A 21926-nucleotide genomic window follows, 5' to 3' on the forward strand; every position below is an offset into this window, starting at 1 on the left:
TTTTTCAGCAAAGAACAGATGAAAAGGAGTGTTTCTATTGCTTGGCTACTCCGTCTATTTAAATCAACCGATTAATGAGCAGTTGGAACGAATGAAGCGTTACCGGGATCATGGATTCAGAAGAATCTTCACTTCTTTACATATCCCAGAAGAAAATTCAGCCACCTATCGGGAACGATTGAGCGAATTGGGATTATGGGCAAAGAAAAATAAGATGCATGTTACTGCGGATATCGCTGCGGATTCCTTAGGCGCACTGCGCTTAAGCTTAAATAAAGCAAGCCAATTAAAGGACATAGGGATTCGTGCACTTCGGCTCGATGACGGATTTGATGAAAAATCTGCCGTTGCACTTTCAAACCAAATGGCTATTGTTCTTAATGCAAGCACGCTCACCCCTCAATCATTAGCGGCCATGCTGCGTGAAGGGATGATTGCAAGCCAGGTGACTGCGTGCCATAACTTCTATCCAAGACCAGAAACCGGACTATCGCGGCAAGCCTTTCGTCGATCTAATGCGTGGTTTAAGGAAGCCGGATTATCGGTTGCAGCTTTTTTCCCTGGAGATCAAAATTGTCGCGGACCGTTATTTAAAGGGTTACCTACTCTTGAAGACCATCGTCATTATTCACCATTTGCTGCTTTCGTCGATCTGCTCCATGAATCTGTCGATGATTTAATCCTTGGTGACCCAGACATGTCGAGTCAGGTACTTGAACAGTTTATTGCATGGGACAAAGGCATCATACTACTCCATGCCCACCCTGAAATTCAAGATAAAAAGCTACTTAAAACACTCAGTACGGTACAAACGAATCGACCAGACGAAGCTAGGGATTGCGTACGATCCTATGAATCACGTATGCTGCATCTGGTGGATACGCCCATTTTGCCAAACCATCATCATCGACCACGTCCCACGGGTTCGATTACGATCGACAATCAATGCTATGGTCGATATCAAGGAGAGATCCAAATCAGTAAACATGATCTTGTTGCAGATGAAAAAGTGAATCGAGTAGGGAGGATCATCTCCAAGGATTTGCCACTTCTTCAGTATATTAGCGGCGGTACCAAATTCCAAATTGTCTGGGAAAGCAAGTGCACAAATAAATGAACCTATTTCCCTAAAAAATCAGCAAACCGACATGCTCCGATTTGCTGATTTTGTTTCTCTATTTAATTAACGGTACTTCAACAAGCAGTTTCCGATTGACTTTTTCTTCTGTTTTAGGTTTGAGTGTTTTGGAATCGCTTGTATTTACTTCCGTGAAATGCGTTTGGCCATCTTTATTCTGCGGCACAATAGGCGGATTAACGATCATCTTAAAATAGAACAAGCTTAAGACTAACAACAAGCAGATCAGAGTCAGTAACTCTTTCTGTTTGGCGCGCATCTGCTCAGCTCCTTTATGCACTTGTCTGTCCCTAGTTCCAGTGTAACGTGGAACTGTAAAGTAGCTTTTAAGCCCAATTAAAGATTTCGACAGTCAGCGATGCTTGGCACATCTTGTCTCAATCTGAGATGCAAAAAAACAACCCCTCCCAATATTAGGAAGGGGCTGTTTGACTTGCTCTTAATTCCATTAACTGTCCAATCGCTTTCGTTTCATTTCTTTGCCTTCACTGCTGAACAAGGTTGGATGATCTTCGATGACGGTTTCCAAGTGTACCGGTCTTCCCCACAATTGAAACAAGTAGTTCAGGACACCTTCAAGATCGCGGAGATCCAGTTCGGTGCCTTCGTATCGATGCTTCAGAAGCAATTCACCGCTATGATGGTAATCGCCGTTTTCAACAACAATGTACGGAAATCCGCCATTGATGCGCATCGAAACGAGTTGATCGCGAACGTTCTTCCAATCCTTATCGGTAATCGCGTATTGATCGCCTTTCTTTTCGAACATGAATAGATCCTCACGCTGAACAAGTTGCTTGGTTAAGTAATTTCGAATAAAGGATTGATCCGATTCCAGCTCACGGACTTCAAAGATTTTCTCACGGCCGGTGCCTTCCTTGACGCCGAAGCTGAGCATTTCTTGACTGGGGTGATTGTAGCGTTCTTCGATATCCTCGAAAATCTTTAACCCAAGGTAGTACGGATTCAGACTTTGCTGTGATGGCTGAACAACCTGGGCATTCAACTTGGCAAATTCAACCGCTTCATCTGAAGTCAGATCCAGTTCACGCAGGATTCGCTGATGCCAGTAGGAGGCCCAGCCTTCATTCATGATCTTTGTTTCTAGTTGCGGCCAAAAATAAAGCATTTCCTCACGCAGCATTGTGAGAATGTCGCGCTGCCAATCTTCAAGTACCCTGCTGTACTCTTCAATAAAGAACAATAAATCTTTCTCAGGGCGATTTGGAAATTTGGTTTCTTCTTCATTTTGCCCATCGCCTTCATCCGTTTTATCCATGTCAATGAGGTCTTGATATTGCGAAATTGGCTTCCTTTTCTTTTTTACTGGTTTGCCCGGCTTACTATCCAGCCAATCACCTTTGCGAATGATACGCGGATCGACATGTTCTTGTATGGCAAGCACCGCATCCAAAAATTTTTCGACTTTCTTGCTCCCGTACTGTTCCTCATAATTATGAATCCGCTCAGCGGTTGCACTCATACTTTCAACCATGTCGCGGCGTGTGTTGGAAAAGCGGACATTATTTTTGAAAAAATCGCAATGGGCGAGCACATGGGCAGCGATCATTTTATTTTGGATAAGACTATTCGTATTTAATAAGAAGGCATAGCACGGATCGGAGTTAATGACCAATTCATAGATTTTACTAAGACCGAGATCATACTGAAGCTTCATTTTGTAAAACTGCTTTCCAAAACTCCAATGGGAAAAGCGCGTCGGCATTCCGTAAGCACCGAATGTATAAATGATTTCTGCAGGACAGATTTCGTAACGCATCGGGTAAAAGTCAAGGCCAAATCCTTCTGCAACCTCTGTTATTTCCTCAATTGATCGTTCGAGCTCTTTATGGTCCGTATCATTCATCGATCGCAGCACCCTTTCCGATTCATGATCAGCAATCACTTTGACTTATTCTTCATCTTATGAGTCGAACCGGACAAAATATACCGGGCAACTCCCCAGAATGCTAAGTCTTTTATCTTTCATCCGATCTTTTGATACGATCAGCCTATTGCGCTGTGAAGATGGATTCCGTCCTGCTTTAATCATGAGTCGTTGATCGATGCCTTTTTATTGCATCATCGCTGCGGATGCTCGACTCAACAGGCTTATTCTGCTTTTTGGTTGAGATCCTTTTCCGCTGGCGTCACTTTGGAGCGGTGGTCGATCGTCCGATTCAGCAAAATACGGATCTGCTCCGCATCCAGCTGATAACCACGACTACCATTCCGGTAAATCATTTGTTCATACTGTTCGATTAACAGATAAAGTGCGCAACCGTCGTTTTGTTCATCAAAGCGTTGTGCAAACTCGCGCAACGTTTCTGAATCCGAACGTTCCCATCCATCAAGCGCAAGCACACGAAGCAACCGCTGGAATAAGTACACAAAGTCTTGATCATGCTCAATTGATTTTTTATGCAGCTGATAAACATAGACTGCCCGAAACCATTTTTTACGGGTCAGAAACGCAGCAATCGCAGCAGCGAGAAGGATACCTGCGGCTGTCCAAGCAATCGCTTTCCAATGAACAGCTGGCGTTTCTGCACCAGCGTTGTTCGTTTGAGCTTTCGTCTGAGATTCCGTATTGTTTTGCTTTGCCGTTTTCTGCTGCGGATCCTTTTGCTGCTGTTGCTCCTTTTGGTTCGTACTCTGTTGATTTTGATCAGATTCAGCGCTGCTGCCGGATTGCTGCTGTGTATCTGAACGTTCAGAAGCATTCGTCGAATTCTCAGATGCAAACTCGCTCGGGTTGCTGAACGAAGGCGTTGCTTCAAAGCTGACCCAGCCGCTGCCCTGAAAATAAACTTCTCCCCAGGAATGTGCGTCTGCATTGGTAATCCGATATTCGTTTAAGTCGATTGTTTTTCCCTTGACTTTTTCCTGAACGTTGCGAACATATTCGCCGGACGTAAACCCTTTAACCCAGCGTGCCGGAATCCCCGCTGAACGCAAAAGTACCACCAGCGATGTTGAGAAATTGTCGCAATAGCCGACTTTTGACGCAAACAGAAATTGATCAACATAGTCCTGATCGTTTGACGGAACCGGAACGCGATCGGTCGAATAGGTAAATCGTGATGATCGCAGATAGTTTACAACTGCATTCACTTGATCATAGCGGTTCGCCTTTCCGTCGGTCAGCCGTTTTGCGAGCGTTTGTACACGCTTGGGCAATTTCTGAGGCAATTGCAAATAAGTGTCACGTATGATTTGCGGATCATTTGCTGAAGCAGGTGCGCGCAGTGCCGATGTGTGATAACTTGGAGCCTCGTAGCGAATGGTCGCCTGATCCGCCTTCCGTTCATCAACAGTCAGTAATTGTCCATTGAGCTGATCGAGCTTCACTTGTTTTCCTGGAACCGTAATCTGCTGCGGCTCGCCCGCATAAGGCAAAATCGCCGGACTGCTGCTGGAAAAGCGCAGTACAGCCGTCTGCTCATTTTTCTTGGTCTTCGCTCCGTAGAGCGTGAGCATTTCGGACAATGAGCGCGAACCGGATATAGGCATGAAATAACGGTTGCCGTTACTCCAGCCATGCCCGGTGTAATGATCCTTGTACGCGACGCGCCAATATTGCGGTGATCCGCTGATTGCAGCGGTAAACAGTGGGGTTTGATCCATCGCAATTGAGCCGCCTAAACGCGAATCATCATCATCGTAACCAATCCTTTGGTTTCCTGAGAAAAACGAATCATTATTAAAGAAACTCAGCCCGAGTCCGCTTACATAGTTTGACGGACCTTTCCACAAACTGTCCGGCTTTGGCAGCATCAGTGCAAACAAAAGGAAGGCAGCAATGACCATCCCTGTTACAGCAAACCAGCTCCTAGTCATTCTCAGCGAATGGGTCTTGTCACCTTTTTGAACAAAATTTTGCCATTGATGAAAACTCAACAGAGCAAGTGCAACCGCTGCCTGAACAACGATGGTTTGCCGCCCATCGAAATACGTCAGCGTGTCGATCGCCAGACTGCTCAACATGGCAAGCGCAACAAAGAGTATAATCCGTCCCTTCTCCAGCCAATGATTCACCGTGAATAGAACGAATCCAAAGACAAGGTAAAACATGAACGCACTAAATACGTCCGGGATCTCGGCAGCATCGCCTTGCCAAAGCGAATGGAAACTGTCGCGTGTTTGTCCTAAAAATAGCAAAAACCACTCGGGTTGTAAGAACGGGTAGGCTTTGAAGAAATAAAAATGTACGGCATGCAGAATTAACCCCGCACAAACCGTCACGCAAAGCCATTTCGGCAGCTTAAAATAAACCATCACCAGCATACTCCCGATAAACAGGAGCAGCAGCAGCTTGGCATTTAAGATTGTTAGAACAAGAAGCGGTTGAAAGCAGAACCATAAGAGCAGCCCGGACAGGCCGTAGATGATGGTTCTTGCGACCAATGAGTTACGGCCTTCACGCATAATCGTCACCTGTCTTTCCCTTTGATATTGCCTGCTTTTTCGTGACATAGAGAATTGAAAACCACGAAGACGGTTGCTGCGGATGTACCTGGGGCGTTTGCTTCCCAACGATGTAGAACAATTTTTGCGGACGTCTGTAGGTGTCTGCAAAACGGCTCATCACGGCAGCCAGACCTTCATCGGTACTTACGGCATAACCGATATTTTTTGCACGTGTCGTCATCTGAACCTCGTCTAATTCAAGCACCTGTTCTTTAGTCAATTCAGCTAATGCTTGATAAGCAGTCACAAGCGTACGCTCTGAATGATCATGAAGAAGAAGCGGTTGAGTCCCGGAACGATAGCTCAGGGACACGGTAAATCCGCAGTTTAGCAACGTTTTGAGCAGAGAAGCGGTATAGGAAACGGCAAGCTCGAATCGTTCATTCTCTTCTGTTTTTGTTGCAACAAGAGTCACTGAGGCTAGGCGCTCATGGTCCGGCTCGAAAAGCTTGGTAACTAATGTGTTGGTTCGCGCGGCAGATTTCCAGTCCAGCCATGAAGGCCGGTCACTTGGACGATAGTCCCGAACACCGGCAAAATCAGCCCTATCCGCTTCTTCAGAAGACGCATAGGCACCACTATGACGGATCAGATTTAAATCGTCGACCGGGAGCTGAACGGGCTTTGGATAAACAAAAACAGTAGTCGCATCGGATATAAAGACCGTTCTTTTAAAAAAGCCAAATGGATCGCCAACGGTCAGTTCCAGTTGATTCAAGGAGAACGTTCCTCTTGGCATATTGAGCAAACGGGTCGTGGTCGTTAGTTCTGAAGTAAGCCATATAAGCATTTGCGTTTTCGTCGTCGCATGCGCAAGCCTCTGGTCATCGGGACGCTCAATCAAAGTCAGAAGAAAGAAAGGGACTGCCCATCGCCGCTTTAAACGTACCGTCAGGTGGAGCGCATCGCCAGCAAAGATCCTTTGATTCACATTTGTACGTTCAACAGTCATTGAGCGAAATGGATACACGAAAAGGAGCAGCAGATACAGATCTACAGGAATAAAGACATAAAAGAGGAACCAAGTCAGAAAACCGCCTTGAGCAAGTGCAAACAGAAACAAAACAACGGTAAGCGTAAGCGCAGGAAGTATGCGCATAAAACTGCGTAATAAACGCCTCAGCCAACGTTTCCGTGTCATTGCAGCGGTTCCTTTAGCGATACAGGAATTTTAATGCTCGCGAGGATCTCCTGAATGAGCATGTGCGCATCCTTTTGCTCATAAGCCGCCTCTGCCTTAAGCAAAAGGCGATGGGCAAGGACATAAGGAGCAACCGCCTTCACATCATCTGGGATTGCATAGTCCCGCTGTGCCACGAATGCGTAAGCCTGAACCGCGCGAAGCAAGCTAATCGTGCCGCGCGGACTGATCCCCAAGGCAATCGATGGATGGGTACGCGTTGCTTCCACGAGATCCATTAAATAATTTTTGATCGCATCAGAAACGAAAACCGCTGCGGTTAAATGACGGAGATAGAGCAGATGATCGATGGAAAGAACCGGCTTCAATCTGCTAAGCGGGTCACGATCCGAATCCCGATCAAGCAACGACAGCTCATGTTTTCGATCTGGATAGCCAATTGACAATTTCATCAGAAAACGGTCAAGCTGCGCTTCAGGAAGCGCATAGGTTCCTTCGTACTCAATCGGATTCTGCGTGGCCATGACAAAGAACAATTCAGGCAGCGCCCGAGTGACCCCGTCAACGGTCACATGCCCTTCAGCCATTCCTTCAAGCAATGCAGACTGTGTCTTCGGTGAGGTACGATTGATTTCATCGGCAAGAATAATATTGCCCATAATTGGGCCCGGTCTAAATTCAAATCGGGATTCCTTTTGATTATAGATGGACAGTCCGGTGATATCGGAAGGCAGAAGATCCGGCGTAAACTGAATGCGTTTGAAATCAGTGCCGATTAATTTGGCGATCGTTTGCACCATGAGCGTTTTGCCCACACCGGGAATATCTTCAATGAGTACATGCCCGCCGGCAAGTAGGGCTACTATAATGAGTTTCACAGCTTTTCGTTTGCCAACAACAACACGTTCAACATGATCTAATAATTCAGAAATCGTCTGATGCGCCTCAATGCTTGGATTCATAAGTGACCTCACTTCTCACAGATTTCATTTTTCGATTATTATTTAGTCGTTCTTTTTTATTGTACAAAAAAAGAGCCGTTCTTTCCAAGGATCGGCTTAAAGGCTTCTTTTTCCGCCGGGTTCGCCGGCTTTTGCTAAAAAATAATCAAAGTTGACGTTTGAGCTGTTCGGCCGAGGCGACCAATGTTTCGACACCGCCGCTCAGCTGGTCGATGATCGCCGCAAGTTCCCGAATGGTTTGATCGGTTTGCTGCGACAAACGGCTGTTTTGATCGGCGGTTTTAATGATTCCTTCGAATTTCTCTCCGGTATGTGCCGACTCTTGCATCCCCTTCTGAATAATTGCCGTGGTCTGATCCAGCGAAACGGCAACTTCATGAGAGACGGTCGTTGAATTTCCGATCAGTTCAGCGATTTGAGTCATGGCATTACTGGTCTGATCGGCAAGCTTCTGAATCTCCTTGGCAACAACCGCAAACCCTTTGCCGAATTCACCGGCACGCGCGGCTTCAATTGCCGAATTAATCGCTAAGATATGGGTTTGCTCTGAAATTTCTTTAACTAATTGAATGACACGGCCAATTTTATTTGATGATTGCTCAAGCTGACTGACCATACCTGCCATCTCATGTACTGAATGAAAAGCTGCCTCGACCTGTACAAGCAGTCGATCCAACTGGCCTTGGCCTGCAGCAGCATGCGCTTTTGCATGCTGCGACAGTTCGTTTCGCTTCACTGCAGTCTCTCGGACACGTTCAAACTGGTGCATTTGACTGCTCATTAATCGCTTGTTCTCTTCCGACAAATGGACCAGTTGATGACTGACGTTTCGAATTGCTGCGCGCAAATCTTCGCGTCCGACTGCATACTCTTTTTTTAAAGCTTTTTCGTATTCTGCATCGTACGCTTCCAGGACCACTTGCTGCTCAAAACTGATCATTTTATTGATTGCCTGAATCATGCGCTCAGCATCCGCTCTGTCTGCCATCCGAGTCAATACAAGGGTCACTAAGCTCGAGGTTAAGTTCTGGAATGCCCCCATATAAACCGGCGGCTTCAGCCCAATCCTGTAATGGATCATTCCCACTCGATTTCTACGCGCAAGAAATGCTTCATCCAGTACGCCTGAAAAAAGCTCAAGAACATGACTTGCAAGGGTCTGGCTCAACTTTTCAACCGTACTGTTCTGTTCAATGATCTTCTTCAGTGAATCAATTTTATTAAATCCAGCATAAAATTCATGCGCGATCCGTGCCATTTCTTTCTCAACGAATGGACGCATCATTTTTAAGATTTGCAGGTCTTCCTCATTTAAGCCCAGCATCTCTATTTTTTCCAATACATCCGGGTTTTGAATGTTCAGATTGACCTTTTCCGATTTTGCGCGAACCAGCAATGAATGCTGCTTTTTCCTTCTCAACACGTGCATCGTCCAACCCCTTCTGCAGCCCTTTGTCATCGGGTGACGGCGAGCGTCTTATCAAAAACAAATGCTCAAATAAGACGGTCGTCTGCTCGATCTCCTAAGTTTATCCGTTCTCTGTTCCGATTTGCAACCGTTCACCATTTTGTTTATGCCAGATACTTTTCGGTAAAATCACTTTCCGCGAGTGGCTGACTGTAATAATAACCTTGAATCGCGCGACAACGGCATGCCTCAATAGCCCTTAGCTGCTCTTCCGTTTCGATTCCTTCAACGATCACATCCACCCAAAGCTGCTTCGCCAACGTTACAATGGCCGCGACAATTGCTTGATCTCGGTGATTTCGAACAATATCGATCACAAAGGAACGATCGATTTTCAACTGATTAATCGGCAAATTTTTTAAATAGCTGAGCGAACTGTACCCGGTTCCAAAATCATCGAGGCTGACACCGACGCCAAGTGCTCGAATCTCATTCAAAATACGCACGGAGCGCTCAAGATCCTCGGCCATCATCGATTCAGTGATTTCCAAGTTAAGTCTGTTCGGAGCAAGCCCGCTCATTTTCAGTGCATGTGCGACTTGTTTGACAACCGTCTCATCACGAAACTGATTAAACGACAGATTAACCGAGATGGGGACATTCAACGCACCTGTCTCCTGCCATTTTTTCATTTGTCTGCACGCCTCATTCAGCACCCACCAGCCGATTTCCCGAATGATGCCCGTTTCCTCGGCCACCGCAATAAAGCCGCTTGGCGGCAATATGCCGTGAATCGGGTGCTCCCATCGTAGCAGCGCCTCTACACCGACGAGTGCACCGCTGCCGGCATCGACTTGCGGCTGATAATACAACACAAATTGTTGCTTGTACAATGCCTTTTGCAGCTCATCCTCAATACATATCTTTTTCATCAACTGCTGATGAAGCATCGTGTTATAGAAAAAATAGCTTTCTTTTGTGTCCTTCTTTGCTTCGCGCAATGCAGCATCGGCACAGCCAAAGAGCTGCACACTGTTGGCGCCATCTTGAGGAAAGCGTGAGATACCGATACTGTATGTCGCATAGATCTCTTTGCCATCAACGATGAACGGCAGCTCAGAAGTATGTGTCAACAGTTCGGCGGCATCAATGAGTTCGCTCCTACTCAAACGATTCTTGAACAAAATCATGAATTCATCACTGCTGATACGGTAGAGTTCTGCCGCAAGCGGTTCAAGTGCTGCATTGATACGCCCGGAGAGCATGATCAGCAATTTATTTCCAATCGTCCGCCCATACATTTCATTAATCATCTTCAGCCGATCGATATTGATCTTAAACACGGAAAAGGAATGGTCTTTGCGCTGATCGATCATCGCTTCAATGACTTCCTCAGCAACCAGTTGATTCGGCAATCCGGTAAGCGGATCATGATAAGCCTTAAATCGAATCGCCTCTTCCTTTTTTTGATCATTGTTATCTTTTAATTGCTGATAATTTTCCATAATCAGCTGCAAGTTCAAGTTAACGATTTTTTCCAACGCTTTAGAAATGATTAGCGCCTGTTCGCGACAATTCACTTGTCGATTGATCGCCTCAATGATGCAATTAATGAAACCATGTGACAAAGCAATCTGGTTGGACAAATCCAGCTGATAGCGGAAGCACAAAAGCGCCTGTTCACGACTGGAACGTATAAAGCGTTGGTCAAGAACGCCGCTTAAAAACATTTGCGTAATTTCAACGTTTTTATCGCGAATCGTTGTGCTTAATGATCTTGGTAAAAGCGTGCTCTGAAACTTAAAAAGATCAAACACAAATTCGGTTGTTGCATCAGCAATCTCATCACTTAAGCGGAGCAGAAATGGCCGAACCCAGCGCAGTAGTTGCAGATCAAACAAATGAAGATTGAGCAGTTGAATCCGTCGGCGTATCCGATGATCGCTGATTGACAACTCTGCAGGCTGTTCTTTTACTTTTTTTAACCAGTTTGCTTTGTTCCATTGGTCACTCATCGTTTGGCGTGCTCCCTCGTCAGTTCTTAATCTAGCGTTGAATGTTCATTATTTATATCGTCAGATACGAATGAAACATGAACACATTGGTTTTCAAGACTAATTTTGTGTCATTCGTTGTTCCGAATAGCCGACTGATGTCGCTTTTCATACACGTATTAATCGCTTTTATGTAGCATTGTAAGCTTTTCTCCCTAAATGTGCATGATGCTACAAGACTATTTATTGTGAAAAACGAATAATTTTGTGAAATTTATGCATTGACGGTCCATGTAATCCATGATAGTATTCAAGTTAACTTAATAAACTCTTATTAAGAGCGGCGGAGGGACTGGCCCTATGAAGCCCGGCAACCTTTCAGATTTATGAAAAGGTGCTAATTCCAGCAAGATTTTCCAATGCGAAGTCTTGAAAAATAAGAGGGTGCGGATTGTCACAGAAGCCTCTCTAACTAGAGAGGCTTTTTATTTGCCCCACTTAACCAAGCGGATTGAAACAGGAGGATGAAAGAATGGGTAAAGTATTGAGCGCGAATCTCGGCTATCCAAGAATTGGGGAAAAAAGAGAATGGAAGCGAGCTCTCGAAGCTTTTTGGGCAGGCAAATCATCAAAAGAAACTTTTTTAGAAACCATTAAAACGTTACGACTCAGCTACTTAAAAAAACAAAAGGATCTCGGCGTTGATCTGATTCCGATTGGCGATTTCAGTCTCTATGACCATGTTCTCGACACCGCGGTTCTCTTCGGCTTGATTCCTGATCGTTTTCAAACGGATGAAAAAGAGATAGCTTTAGAGACCTATTTCTCCATCGCACGAGGAAATCAGGATGCCGAAGCATCGGAAATGACCAAATGGTTTGACACAAACTATCACTATATCGTTCCGGAAATCAGCAATGACACGAAACCGCATCTGACGAAAAACCGTCTTCTTGATCTCTTCAATGAAGCCAAAAACGAACTTGGCATTGTTGGAAAACCGGTGATTGTCGGACCGATCACTTTATTAAAATTGGCAAAAGGCTATGATTCCGATCACTTCGACACATTGCTTGACGCGCTGCTTCCTCTCTATGTTCAAGTACTTGCTGAACTGCAGGAAGCCGGAGCAGAGTGGGTACAAATTGATGAACCGATTCTGGTCAAAGCACAAAGTGAGGAAGATCTTGCCGCATTCAGCAAGGCTTACGCCTACATCAAGAAAAATGTTCCTGAATTGAAGTTGCTGCTGCAAACGTATTTCGAGGCGCTGGATCACTATCAAGAAGTGACTGCTCTTCCGGTTGACGGATTCGGATTTGATTTTGTTGCCGGTAAAGCGGGAAATCTTGCAGCCATCAAGACCTACGGGTTTCCAAAAGATAAAGTACTTGCAGCAGGAGTAGTCGACGGCCGTAACATTTGGAAAACCGATCTTTCCGCAACTTTTACGGAATTACAAACCTTGCTCTCTGCAGTAAAAGATCATAAGAATCTTTGGGTAACGCCATCGTCAAGCCTTCTTCATGTTCCGGTAACGGTTTCCAATGAAACGGAGCTTGATCCTGTTTTAAAGCATGCCCTTGCATTTGCTGATGAAAAACTAGGCGAAATTGTGGTTCTTGCCAAGGGACTGAATGAAAGCGAGGCAGCAATCTACGGTGCTGTTGAGCAAAATCGTGCTGATCTGAACGCCCTGCAGCAGTCGGTTCACCGCAATAATGCAGCGGTTCAAGCAGAGCTGGATCAATTGAGCAAAGAACTTCCAACGCGACCTGCTTCCTTCGATTTGCGCCAACAGGTGCAAGCGGATGCGTTCCAACTGCCACCGCTTCCGACCACAACAATCGGCAGCTTCCCGCAAACAAAAGAAGTTCGCCAAGCACGCCGCAATTGGCGCAAGGGCGAATGGTCGGACAGCCAATATGATCAATTTATTAAAGAAGAAACGAAAAAATGGATTGACATTCAAGAGGAAATCGGTCTGGATGTACTGGTACACGGCGAATTCGAACGCAACGATATGGTTGAGTATTTCGGTGAAAAACTGGACGGCTTTGCATTCACGCGCTTCGGATGGGTCCAATCGTACGGCTCCCGCTGCGTGAAGCCGCCACTGATCTTTGGTGATGTTTCCTGGAAAGAACCGATGACCGTAAAGGAAAGTGCCTATGCACAATCCTTAACCAATAAACCGGTTAAAGGGATGCTCACCGGCCCGGTCACCATTTATAACTGGTCTTTCGTTCGAAACGACATTAGTCAAGCCAGCGTCTTTAACCAGATTGCGCTTGCACTTAAAAAAGAAGTCCATGCACTTGAAGAAGCCAATATCCGTATGATTCAGGTTGACGAACCCGCGCTTCGCGAAGGGCTTCCGCTTAAGGAAGAGAAGAAAGCAGGCTACCTGCACGATGCTGTTTATTCGTTCAGGCTTGCGACAACCTTTGTTAAAAACGACACACAGATTCATACGCATATGTGTTATTCCGAATTCGATGAAATCATCGACACCATCGATGCTTTGGATACGGATGTGATCTCGATTGAAGCGGCACGCAGCCACGGCGAAATCATTGCAACCTTCGAGGACTTCCATTACAAGAAGGGGATTGGCCTCGGTGTCTATGATATTCACAGCCCACGCATTCCAAGTGTAGCGGAAATGAAATCCTACGCCGAACGCGCATTGAACGTTCTTGATCCAAAAGTTGTTTGGATCAACCCGGATTGCGGCTTAAAAACACGCCGCACGGAAGAAACCGTCCCTGCACTTAAAAATATGGTTGAAGCAGCGCAGCAAGTGCGCGCCGAACTCAGCCATACCGTTTCTCGATAAATCAAAGCGTACAAACAAGCCGCGACACGAAGTCGCGGCTTGTTCGGTTTCATCACACGTTTATCCCCTTATGGCGCCTAAAATCAACGCTTCGATTGTCTTCGCCGCGGGCGTCTTGTTTCGTTGACGGAGACTGCTGCTTATCTTAGTAGGATGAGTAGCAGCAAATTCATATCGATTCTTTACTTACAAAAAAAGAGCCTGCACAAGGCTCTTTTTTTCTGTACCACTCACATATTATGGGACGAATCGCGCAGTACAACATCGGGATGCTTTTGCTGAAACCAGCGCAGTGAGAAATCATTTTCAAAAATGATCACCGGGCGGTCTTTATAATCGGTAACCACCAGATTGTTGGCGTTGCGGCGAAGTGCTTCTGCATCCTCGCGACTTGCAATCCATTTTGCTACCTGATGCGGCATCCGTTCAATGTCCAGAGCAACACCGTACTCAGCCTGCATGCGGTAGACAAAGACATCAAACTGCAGCGTTCCGACAACGCCGAGAATGGTCTCTTCATAAGGCGTTTTATAGACCTGAATCGCACCTTCCTGTGCCAGCTGACTGACCCCTTTGAGAAAGTGCTTTTGCTTCATTGCGTTTTTGGCTCGCACTTTAGCAAAATGCTCCGGAGCAAACTGCGGCAATGCACCAAAATTAAACGTATCTTTCGCTTGGCATACCGTGTCGCCAATCTGATAGAAGCCTGTATCGTAGAGCCCAACAATATCCCCTGGAAATGCATCATCAATCATTTCACGGCTGTCGGCAAAGAATTGCTGTGGCTGTGCGAGTTTCAACGGCTTGCCCGTTCGATCGAGATAGACGCTCATGCCTTTCTCAAATTTACCGGAACAGATCCGCAGAAAGGCAATTCGATCGCGATGCGCCGGGTTCATGTTTGCTTGAATCTTGAAAATAAACCCTGAAAAATTCGGGTCATTCGGTTGAACGATGCCTTCACTCGAGTGCCGCGGCTGCGGCTGCGGGGCAAGTTTCAAATAGTGTTCCAAAAATGTCGGAACACCGAAACTTGAGATCGCGCTCCCGAAAAAGACCGGTGTCTGCTTGCCGGCTTTCACCGCCTCAAGATCAAAACGGCTTCCTGCTTCATCCAGAAGCATCAGGTTTTCTTCCAGCTGACTCAAGGTATAATCGTCAACCTGATCCTTTAAGATATCCGTCAGTTCCTCAACCTCGCCTAAATTCTGAACCTGGCGCTCTCTTTTTTCGTTATACCATTCGATTTTATGATCCTGCCGGTCGTAAACCCCGCGAAAGGACTGCCCCATCCCGATTGGATAGTTGATCGGATAGGATTCGATACCGAGCACATTTTCAATTTCCTCAAAAAGTTCCAATGGATCCTTGCCTTGACGATCCAGTTTATTGATAAATGTAAAAATCGGAATCCCGCGGTCACGGCATACCTTAAATAGTTTTATCGTCTGCGGTTCAACGCCTTTAGCGGCATCGATAATCATGACAACGCTGTCGACTGCCATTAACGTTCGATACGTATCTTCACTGAAGTCCTGGTGCCCCGGGGTATCCAAAATATTAATCTTATACCCATCATACTCAAACTGCATCACACTGGAGGTTACGGAGATCCCTCTCTTTTTCTCCAACTCCATCCAGTCTGAAGTCGCAAATTTTTCAGCCTTTCGTGATTTGACCGCGCCAGCCGTTCGAATAGCGCCGCCAAGCACCAGCAGCTTTTCAGTCAGCGTCGTTTTACCGGCATCCGGGTGAGAGATGATGGCGAATGTACGGCGCCTGTTTAATTCCTGCTGTAACCGATTCATGGTTTCCTCCTACTAAGATCAGATCCGACGCAGTCTGTCTCAAGACCGCAGTCAAGAAAAAGGCACTCGCTCTGCCGAATTAAGTCGGCAATTCAATGCGAATGCTTTTTCAATCATTCTTCCTTAATTATATACCTAATTTATGTGAATCATAAATGCTTGTGACTTATTTGCTGACTAATCCGTGAACACGATCCATAACCGCTTTTTTCAAAGCGTTGAATTTCTTATCGCGATCTGCTGCATCGGCGCCTTTAACACCAAAGTAGAACTTAATTTTCGGTTCCGTACCGGATGGGCGCAGGCAGAACCATGACCCGTCTTTCAGTTTATATTTCAGTACATTCGACTTCGGAAGCTTAATCGCCGACGTGCTGCCTGAATCCGTTTCGACTGCCTCAGACGTTTGGTAGTCTTCGATGACAGCAACCATAACACCAGCGACCTCATGCGGCGGCTGCGTGCGGAAGTTATTCATAATCGCAGCAATTTCTTCTTTACCGGTGATCCCTTTCAAGGTCAGCGATTCCAGACCTTCTTCAAAGTAACCATACGTCTTGAATACATCCTGAAGCGCATCATAGAAAGACTTGCCTTGTGATTTAAAGTAAGCAGCCGCTTCGCAAGCAAATAGCGCAGCTTGAACTGCATCTTTGTCTCGGACAAAGGAGCCGATCAAATAGCCGTAACTCTCTTCGTAACCGAATAGGAAGCTGTATTTGCCGCTTAATTCATAGTCATGAATCTTCTCACCAATGAACTTAAATCCGGTCAAGGTGTCGACGGTAGGAATACCGAAAGCCGCTGCAATCGTTCGACCAATTTCAGAGGTGACAATTGTTTTCACAACGACGCCGTTATCGGGCAACAATCCTTTTTCTTTCTTTTGCGTGAGCAAGTAATCGAGCAGCACGGCGCCCGTTTGATTTCCCGTCAGAACGACATAGTCGCCTTGATCGTTTTTTACGGCAACACCGAGACGGTCAGAATCGGGATCCGTTCCAATCAAGAGATCCGCATCCAGCTTTCTGCCATATTCCATCGCAATCTTAAACGCTGCATGTTCTTCCGGATTTGGTGATTTTACCGTTGAAAATTCCGGATCCGGTTCTTCCTGTTCTTTGACAACCGTCACATTTGTGAAACCCCATCTTTTCAAACCATTAATAATCGGGTAGCGGCTCGTTCCATGAAGTGGTGTATAGACGATTTTCAAATCAGAACCAACACGTCTAATCCGTTCAGGATTCAACGAAAGCGTCTGTACCTTTTCTTGATAAGCTTCATCCACTTGATCGCCAACAACTTCCAAGTAGCCGCTTGCCTTCAACTGATCCACATCGCCGACTTGTACGGCAAGTTCATCCTCAACCGATGCCACGAAGCGGATCACTTCATCTGCTTCTTTTGGCGGAAGCTGGCCGCCGAATTCATTGTAGACCTTATACCCGTTATATTGCGGCGGATTGTGGCTCGCCGTGATAACAATCCCGGAAAAAGCATGTAAATCGCGCACGGCAAAAGAAAGAACCGGTGTCGGCCGCAGTGAATCAAAAATATAGGTCTTAATCCCGTGAGCGCCTAAGGTCTTCGCTGCTTCTAAAGTGAATTCAGCAGAGAAATGCCGCGGGTCATGCGCAATGACGACGCCTCGTTTCTTCGCCTCTTCACCGGCATTTTCAATATATCTTGCTAAGCCTTCTGAAGCTTTGCGAATCGTGTACAGATTCAGGCGGTTGGTGCCAGGGCCAATTTCACCGCGCATCCCGCCGGTACCGAATTCCAAATTGGTATAAAAGCAGTCTTCAAGTTTTTCAGGATCATCAGCCATTGCATCCAGCTGCTTTTTCAGCGCAGGATCCAGCTGCGGGTCTGCAATCCATTTTTTATATACGGTCTCCCAACTCATGTGCTCACCCCATCAGATAGTTAAAAGCCTTGATTCCACTACATTTTAAATGTCTTTTTCTATTATATACCAAGTGAACGCTGCCAGCACTAAGGCAGCGGACCTTTGTCATTTTAATTTGCAGTTAGATTTTTCACTGCCTCTTATCGCAGAACATACGATCTTTTCATCCTGTTGTTTGAGGCGTTGATGCATCACCTTGTTGCACAAACGACACTTCAGTTGCCTCGCTTGCCGCGAGCCGTCCAGAAGCCTTCTCAGACTATCTGCGGAGTCTCCTTGGGCCACACTCCCGCAGGGTCCCCTCACGCGGTCATGAATATTTCTTTAGAAAGCTTGTCCCCATACGATTCATCCAGAAGCAGTATTTCTTCGAGCTTTTTATCGCTTGCTTCTCAGCTCAGGGGAAAAATACTTCACAAGCTTTTCCAACGAAATACCTTTAAGCGAATTAAAACAGCCGTCCACATGACCGAACGGCATCTGGTTGGTGACGGCATTCGGCACAACAATACAGTACATCCCCGCTTTTTTTGCAGCCAGCGAGCCGTTGAACGAATCCTCAATCGCAATCGCTTCTTTCGGACTGACCCCAAGCGCATCCAGTGATTTCGTGTACAAGGCAGGATCCGGCTTTACCTTGAGCACATCGTCCCATGATTTAATGCTTTCGAAATAATCAATTAATCCAAAGCGTTTCAAGTGTTTACGCGGCCATTCCCCCTTGGAACTGGTCGCAAGCCCGATTTTCAAACCGAGTTCTTGTGCCTGAACTAAGATCGACTTCACACCAGGCAGTACTTCTTCTTCATCAACAAGTTTATTAAAAAGTGCATCACGTTCACTCTTGAACGCTGCCCTGTCTATTTTCACCTGGGCGTGTTCCTCAAGATAATCAAGGGAATTGAAGCCGTTTTGTGTTCCAATGGCCTGACTCCAAATACTGAGCGGCAAATCGACATGATAGCGGTGGAACATCTTCTGCATGACCAGGTACATAATTCGTTCGCTATCCAAAATAACACCATCAAAATCAAAGACAATTGCTTTAATCATCAAATACAACCCTTCTCAGTGGTCTCAGTCTACATTTTACCATGTGTCGCATTTATTTCTAGCCTTGCTTCCTGAAAACTTTGTGTAAAATCGCCAGCCAGCCGCTGGATCCTTGGAGAAGATCCGTCCATTCCCCTCCCCTCAAGTCACCCAAAATTCACTCTTTTCGTAAAATCAGTCAAGGTTCATCATCGAAAGCATACATTAAATTAATCAACCATCGCTGCAGTCCCGATTGTCCGATTTTATCGTACACATTAAAGGAGGGATTTTACATGAGCAATTTCTTAATATCAGAAGAGGATTGGGATCTTCATCACAAAGGTGAAGAAGATCAGCGCCGCCATAAAGAAAAAGTCAAGGATGCGATCAAAAACAACCTCCCTGATCTGATCAGCAGCGAAAATATCATCCTTTCCGATGGTAAAAAAATGACACGGATTCCAATCCGATCTTTGGATGAATACAAATTGCGGTATAACTTTGATAAAACAAAACATGTCGGTCAAGGTAACGGCAAAAGCAAGGTAGGCGATGTCATTGCAAAAGCGCCTGGAAAACAGCAGGCTCAAGGCGGCGGCAAAGGAAAAGGGGCAGGCGACCGCCCAGGCATCGATTACTACGAAGCCAACATTTCAATTATGGAAATTGAAAAGCTCTTTTTCAAGGAACTAGAACTCCCTCATCTTAAAAGAAAACAGGAGCCGGATATCACCGTCCAGAGCATTGATTACCGAGACATTCGCCGCAAAGGACTTATGGGAAATATTGATAAACGGCGAACGATTCTGTCGGCAATCAAACGAAATGCACGTTCCGGAAAAACCTCCATTCATCCGATTATTGAGGATGATTTACGTTTTAAAACTTGGGAAACAATCGTAAAACCAGAAAGCCGCGCGGTCGTCCTCGCACTCATGGATACAAGCGGTTCCATGGGCATTTGGGAAAAATATATTGCCCGCAGTTTCTTCTTTTGGATGACCCGTTTCCTGCGCACCAAGTATGAAAAAGTATCGATTCAGTTTATTGCCCACCATACTGAAGCCAGTGTCGTCACCCAGGAAGACTTCTTCACAAAAGGCGAAAGCGGCGGGACGATTTGCTCGTCGGCATATCTCAAAGCTCTGGAACTGATTAACGCTTCCTATCCACCGGCCAAATACAATATTTATCCGTTCCACTTCTCCGACGGTGATAATTTGTCATCGGATAATCCAAAATGTGTTCGTCTTGTCAAAGAAATTATGGACATTACTGATTTCTTCGGTTATGGCGAAATCAATCCCTACCACCGATCAAGTACATTGATGAGTGCCTATCGAAGTATCAAGAATGATGCCTTTCATTCGTTTATCTTAAAACAAAAGAGCGATGTCTATCATGCTATGAAGTATTTCTTTCAAAAGGAACAGGAAGATACGGTCGCGCGATAAAGAACACTTGGTACAATCAGTTTATTCAAGAGATACTTGGCGCCCGTAAACAAAGCATGAATGTTTCCTACAAGATAAAAAAACAACCGGTAGTAGGAGAGCTACACGACGCACCGGTTGTTTTTTTATTTTTCCCTTATTTAATCACGATGGATGATCCCGAATCGGTTAAGCGGCCAATAGCGCAGATCAACTTTTCCAACGACCTTTTTTTCACTGATAAAACCGATCTCAGGGACGCGGCTGTCGGTACTGTTCTGACGGTTGTCGCCCATCACCCAGAGCATGCCTTCAGGGACACGTGTTTTGCCGGTCAGCTCTTTCAGTGAGAAGTCCCACGTCAACTGACCAACCAGCATGCTGCGTTTCTCTTTATCGAGGAAGGGTTCCGCGACTGCTTTTCCATTCACATATAACTGATCATTCTTATACTGAATGGTATCTCCCGGAAGACCAATGACACGTTTGACATAGTCGTCCGTTTTCGTTGCATGGAAAATCACCACATCAAATCGTTGCGGTTGCGCGAACTCGTAGTTAAGTTTATTGACAATGAGGCGATCTCCGTTATACAAAGTCGGTTTCATTGACGGACCGTCAACAATATAATTGCCCAAGATAAACGTCCGAACTAAAATCACAATGAGCACAGACAATGTGAGTGCCCGTATCCAGGCAAAGGCTTCACTTCTCTTTTTTTTCTGACTCATGAAACACCGACTCCCAAAAAACATCATTCGCTCGTAAAAATGAATGGTAACATCCAAATTAAGGAAGCTCTAAATATAATACACGATTCGTATACGGATCACAAGAGATGGTGGTGCCGTCCGTTATTTAAGCAAAATCGGTTTTCTGGCTGCATGAACATCAGAAAACCGGGCTGCGCTTAGTCATTAATTTCGCAGGATTCGGCTTTGATTCATCCCCTTGTGTTACAAAACGACACTCCATCTACTCGCTTGCCGCGGTCATCCCAGGAGCCTCCTTAGTAGACATGCTGAAATCTGCGGAGTCTCCTTTGGCCTGCTCTCCCGCAGGCGTCTCGCGCTTTCGTATCTTCTTCCACAGAAGGTGATGACTTTCGCGTTGCATACAGGACGCGGATGCCATCGTTCCTCTTTATGTAAAAAAGCGCCGAGCGAATCGGCACTTTCAAAATTCGATGCACATTATGGTAACACAATGGACTGCATGATTTCCCATTCATTAAGCGGCCAATAACGAATAGATACCTTTCCAATGACCGATTTCTGATCAACAAAGCCAAAGTAGCGGCTGTCTTCACTATTCTGGCGATTGTCGCCCATTACCCATAACTTACCCTCGGGAACGCGCAGCTTACCGGTTTTTGCCTTCAAATTGAAATTTTCCGTGAGCTGCTGGCCTGGGGGCAGCGCATCCTTATAATGCTGTAAATAAGGTTCCGCGACCCTTTTCCCATTGACGTACAGCTGATCGTTCTTATACGTAATCGAATCCCCAGGCAATCCAATGATCCGTTTCACATAATCTTCTGTTTCGGTTGCGTGAAAAACGATCACGTCAAAACGATGCGGTGTACCGACCGTGTAACCGATTTTATTCACGATCAAACGATTTCCATCCTGAAGTGTCGGCATCATCGACTCGCCGCGGACAATATAATTACTGAAAATAAATTGGCGGACAAGAAAAGCAATTAGAATGGCGATGGCGCCCGCACGGATCCAGCTCCATACTTCTCTCTTTGTTGATTGGCTCATTGACTTGCGCGTGTCCCTTC

General features: G+C 45.8%; 15 protein-coding genes and 1 riboswitch. Of the genes, 3 read left to right on the forward strand and 12 right to left on the reverse strand.

Going from position 1 to position 21926, the window contains the following annotated elements:
• Positions 1-37: 37 nt before the first annotated feature.
• A complete protein-coding gene (locus AA84_RS0102900; RefSeq protein WP_028982685.1) occupies positions 38-1117 on the forward strand; it encodes a DUF871 domain-containing protein in 1080 nt (359 codons plus the stop codon).
• A 58-nt stretch (positions 1118-1175) separates the two neighbouring features.
• Here the strand turns inward: AA84_RS0102900 and AA84_RS0102905 are convergent, their stop codons facing one another.
• The 7 genes from AA84_RS0102905 to AA84_RS16970 all read right to left on the reverse strand — a co-directional run bounded on the left by AA84_RS0102905 (position 1176) and on the right by AA84_RS16970 (position 11134).
• Positions 1176-1397: a hypothetical protein gene (locus AA84_RS0102905; RefSeq protein WP_028975946.1), complete on the reverse strand. Its 222-nt coding sequence runs from the start codon at positions 1395-1397 to the stop codon at positions 1176-1178.
• Between the two features lie 189 nt (positions 1398-1586).
• The gene (locus tag AA84_RS0102910; protein WP_028975947.1) at positions 1587-3005 is read right to left on the reverse strand and encodes a SpoVR family protein; all 1419 of its coding nucleotides are present in this window, start codon (positions 3003-3005) and stop codon (positions 1587-1589) included.
• A gap of 245 nt (positions 3006-3250) precedes the next feature.
• Positions 3251-5566 carry a transglutaminase TgpA family protein gene (locus AA84_RS0102915; protein WP_028975948.1) on the reverse strand — a complete coding sequence of 772 codons (2316 nt, stop codon included), beginning with the start codon at positions 5564-5566 and terminating at the stop codon, positions 3251-3253.
• Positions 5559-6749 carry a DUF58 domain-containing protein gene (locus AA84_RS0102920; protein ID WP_028975949.1) on the reverse strand — a complete coding sequence of 397 codons (1191 nt, stop codon included), beginning with the start codon at positions 6747-6749 and terminating at the stop codon, positions 5559-5561. Before AA84_RS0102920 ends, AA84_RS0102915 begins: the two co-directional genes overlap by 8 nt.
• Positions 6746-7711 (reverse strand): AAA family ATPase, encoded by a 966-nt coding sequence (locus AA84_RS0102925; protein ID WP_028975950.1) that lies wholly within the window; start codon positions 7709-7711, stop codon positions 6746-6748. Before AA84_RS0102925 ends, AA84_RS0102920 begins: the two co-directional genes overlap by 4 nt.
• Positions 7712-7856: 145 nt before the next feature.
• Positions 7857-9140 (reverse strand): globin-coupled sensor protein, encoded by a 1284-nt coding sequence (locus AA84_RS0102930; protein WP_028975951.1) that lies wholly within the window; start codon positions 9138-9140, stop codon positions 7857-7859.
• 143 nt (positions 9141-9283) lie between these two features.
• On the reverse strand, positions 9284-11134 hold the full coding sequence (locus AA84_RS16970) for a putative bifunctional diguanylate cyclase/phosphodiesterase (protein WP_051577793.1): 1851 nt from the start codon (positions 11132-11134) through the stop codon (positions 9284-9286).
• A 307-nt stretch (positions 11135-11441) separates the two neighbouring features.
• Positions 11442-11556: riboswitch (SAM riboswitch) on the forward strand.
• Positions 11557-11645: 89 nt separating this feature from the next.
• Between AA84_RS16970 and metE the strand changes: the two genes are divergently transcribed.
• Positions 11646-13952 carry a 5-methyltetrahydropteroyltriglutamate--homocysteine S-methyltransferase gene (gene metE / locus AA84_RS0102940; RefSeq protein ID WP_028975952.1) on the forward strand — a complete coding sequence of 769 codons (2307 nt, stop codon included), beginning with the start codon at positions 11646-11648 and terminating at the stop codon, positions 13950-13952.
• Between the two features lie 230 nt (positions 13953-14182).
• Here metE and AA84_RS0102945 read toward each other — a convergent pair whose 3' ends face one another.
• From AA84_RS0102945 to AA84_RS0102955, 3 genes are all read right to left on the reverse strand, one after another.
• The gene (locus AA84_RS0102945; RefSeq protein WP_028975953.1) at positions 14183-15760 is read right to left on the reverse strand and encodes a peptide chain release factor 3; all 1578 of its coding nucleotides are present in this window, start codon (positions 15758-15760) and stop codon (positions 14183-14185) included.
• Positions 15761-15926: 166 nt separating this feature from the next.
• Entirely contained in the window at positions 15927-17669 is a 1743-nt protein-coding gene (locus AA84_RS0102950) for a phospho-sugar mutase (RefSeq protein WP_028975954.1), read from the reverse strand.
• A gap of 381 nt (positions 17670-18050) precedes the next feature.
• The gene (locus tag AA84_RS0102955; RefSeq protein ID WP_028975955.1) at positions 18051-18725 is read right to left on the reverse strand and encodes an HAD family hydrolase; all 675 of its coding nucleotides are present in this window, start codon (positions 18723-18725) and stop codon (positions 18051-18053) included.
• A 275-nt stretch (positions 18726-19000) separates the two neighbouring features.
• Here AA84_RS0102955 and yhbH point away from each other — a divergent pair, with 275 nt between their 5' ends.
• A complete protein-coding gene (gene yhbH / locus AA84_RS0102960) occupies positions 19001-20161 on the forward strand; it encodes a sporulation protein YhbH (RefSeq protein ID WP_028975956.1) in 1161 nt (386 codons plus the stop codon).
• A gap of 140 nt (positions 20162-20301) precedes the next feature.
• Here yhbH and lepB (AA84_RS0102965) read toward each other — a convergent pair whose 3' ends face one another.
• The gene (gene lepB, locus AA84_RS0102965; RefSeq protein ID WP_028975957.1) at positions 20302-20871 is read right to left on the reverse strand and encodes a signal peptidase I; all 570 of its coding nucleotides are present in this window, start codon (positions 20869-20871) and stop codon (positions 20302-20304) included.
• Positions 20872-21333: 462 nt separating this feature from the next.
• Complete coding sequence (lepB, locus tag AA84_RS0102975) at positions 21334-21906, reverse strand: signal peptidase I (RefSeq protein WP_028975958.1); 573 nt, start codon at positions 21904-21906, stop codon at positions 21334-21336.
• Between the last annotated feature and the right edge of the window lie 20 nt (positions 21907-21926).

Origin of the sequence: Sporolactobacillus terrae DSM 11697, from assembly GCF_000648615.1 — a bacterium.
Lineage (GTDB): Bacteria > Bacillota > Bacilli > Bacillales > Sporolactobacillaceae > Sporolactobacillus > Sporolactobacillus terrae.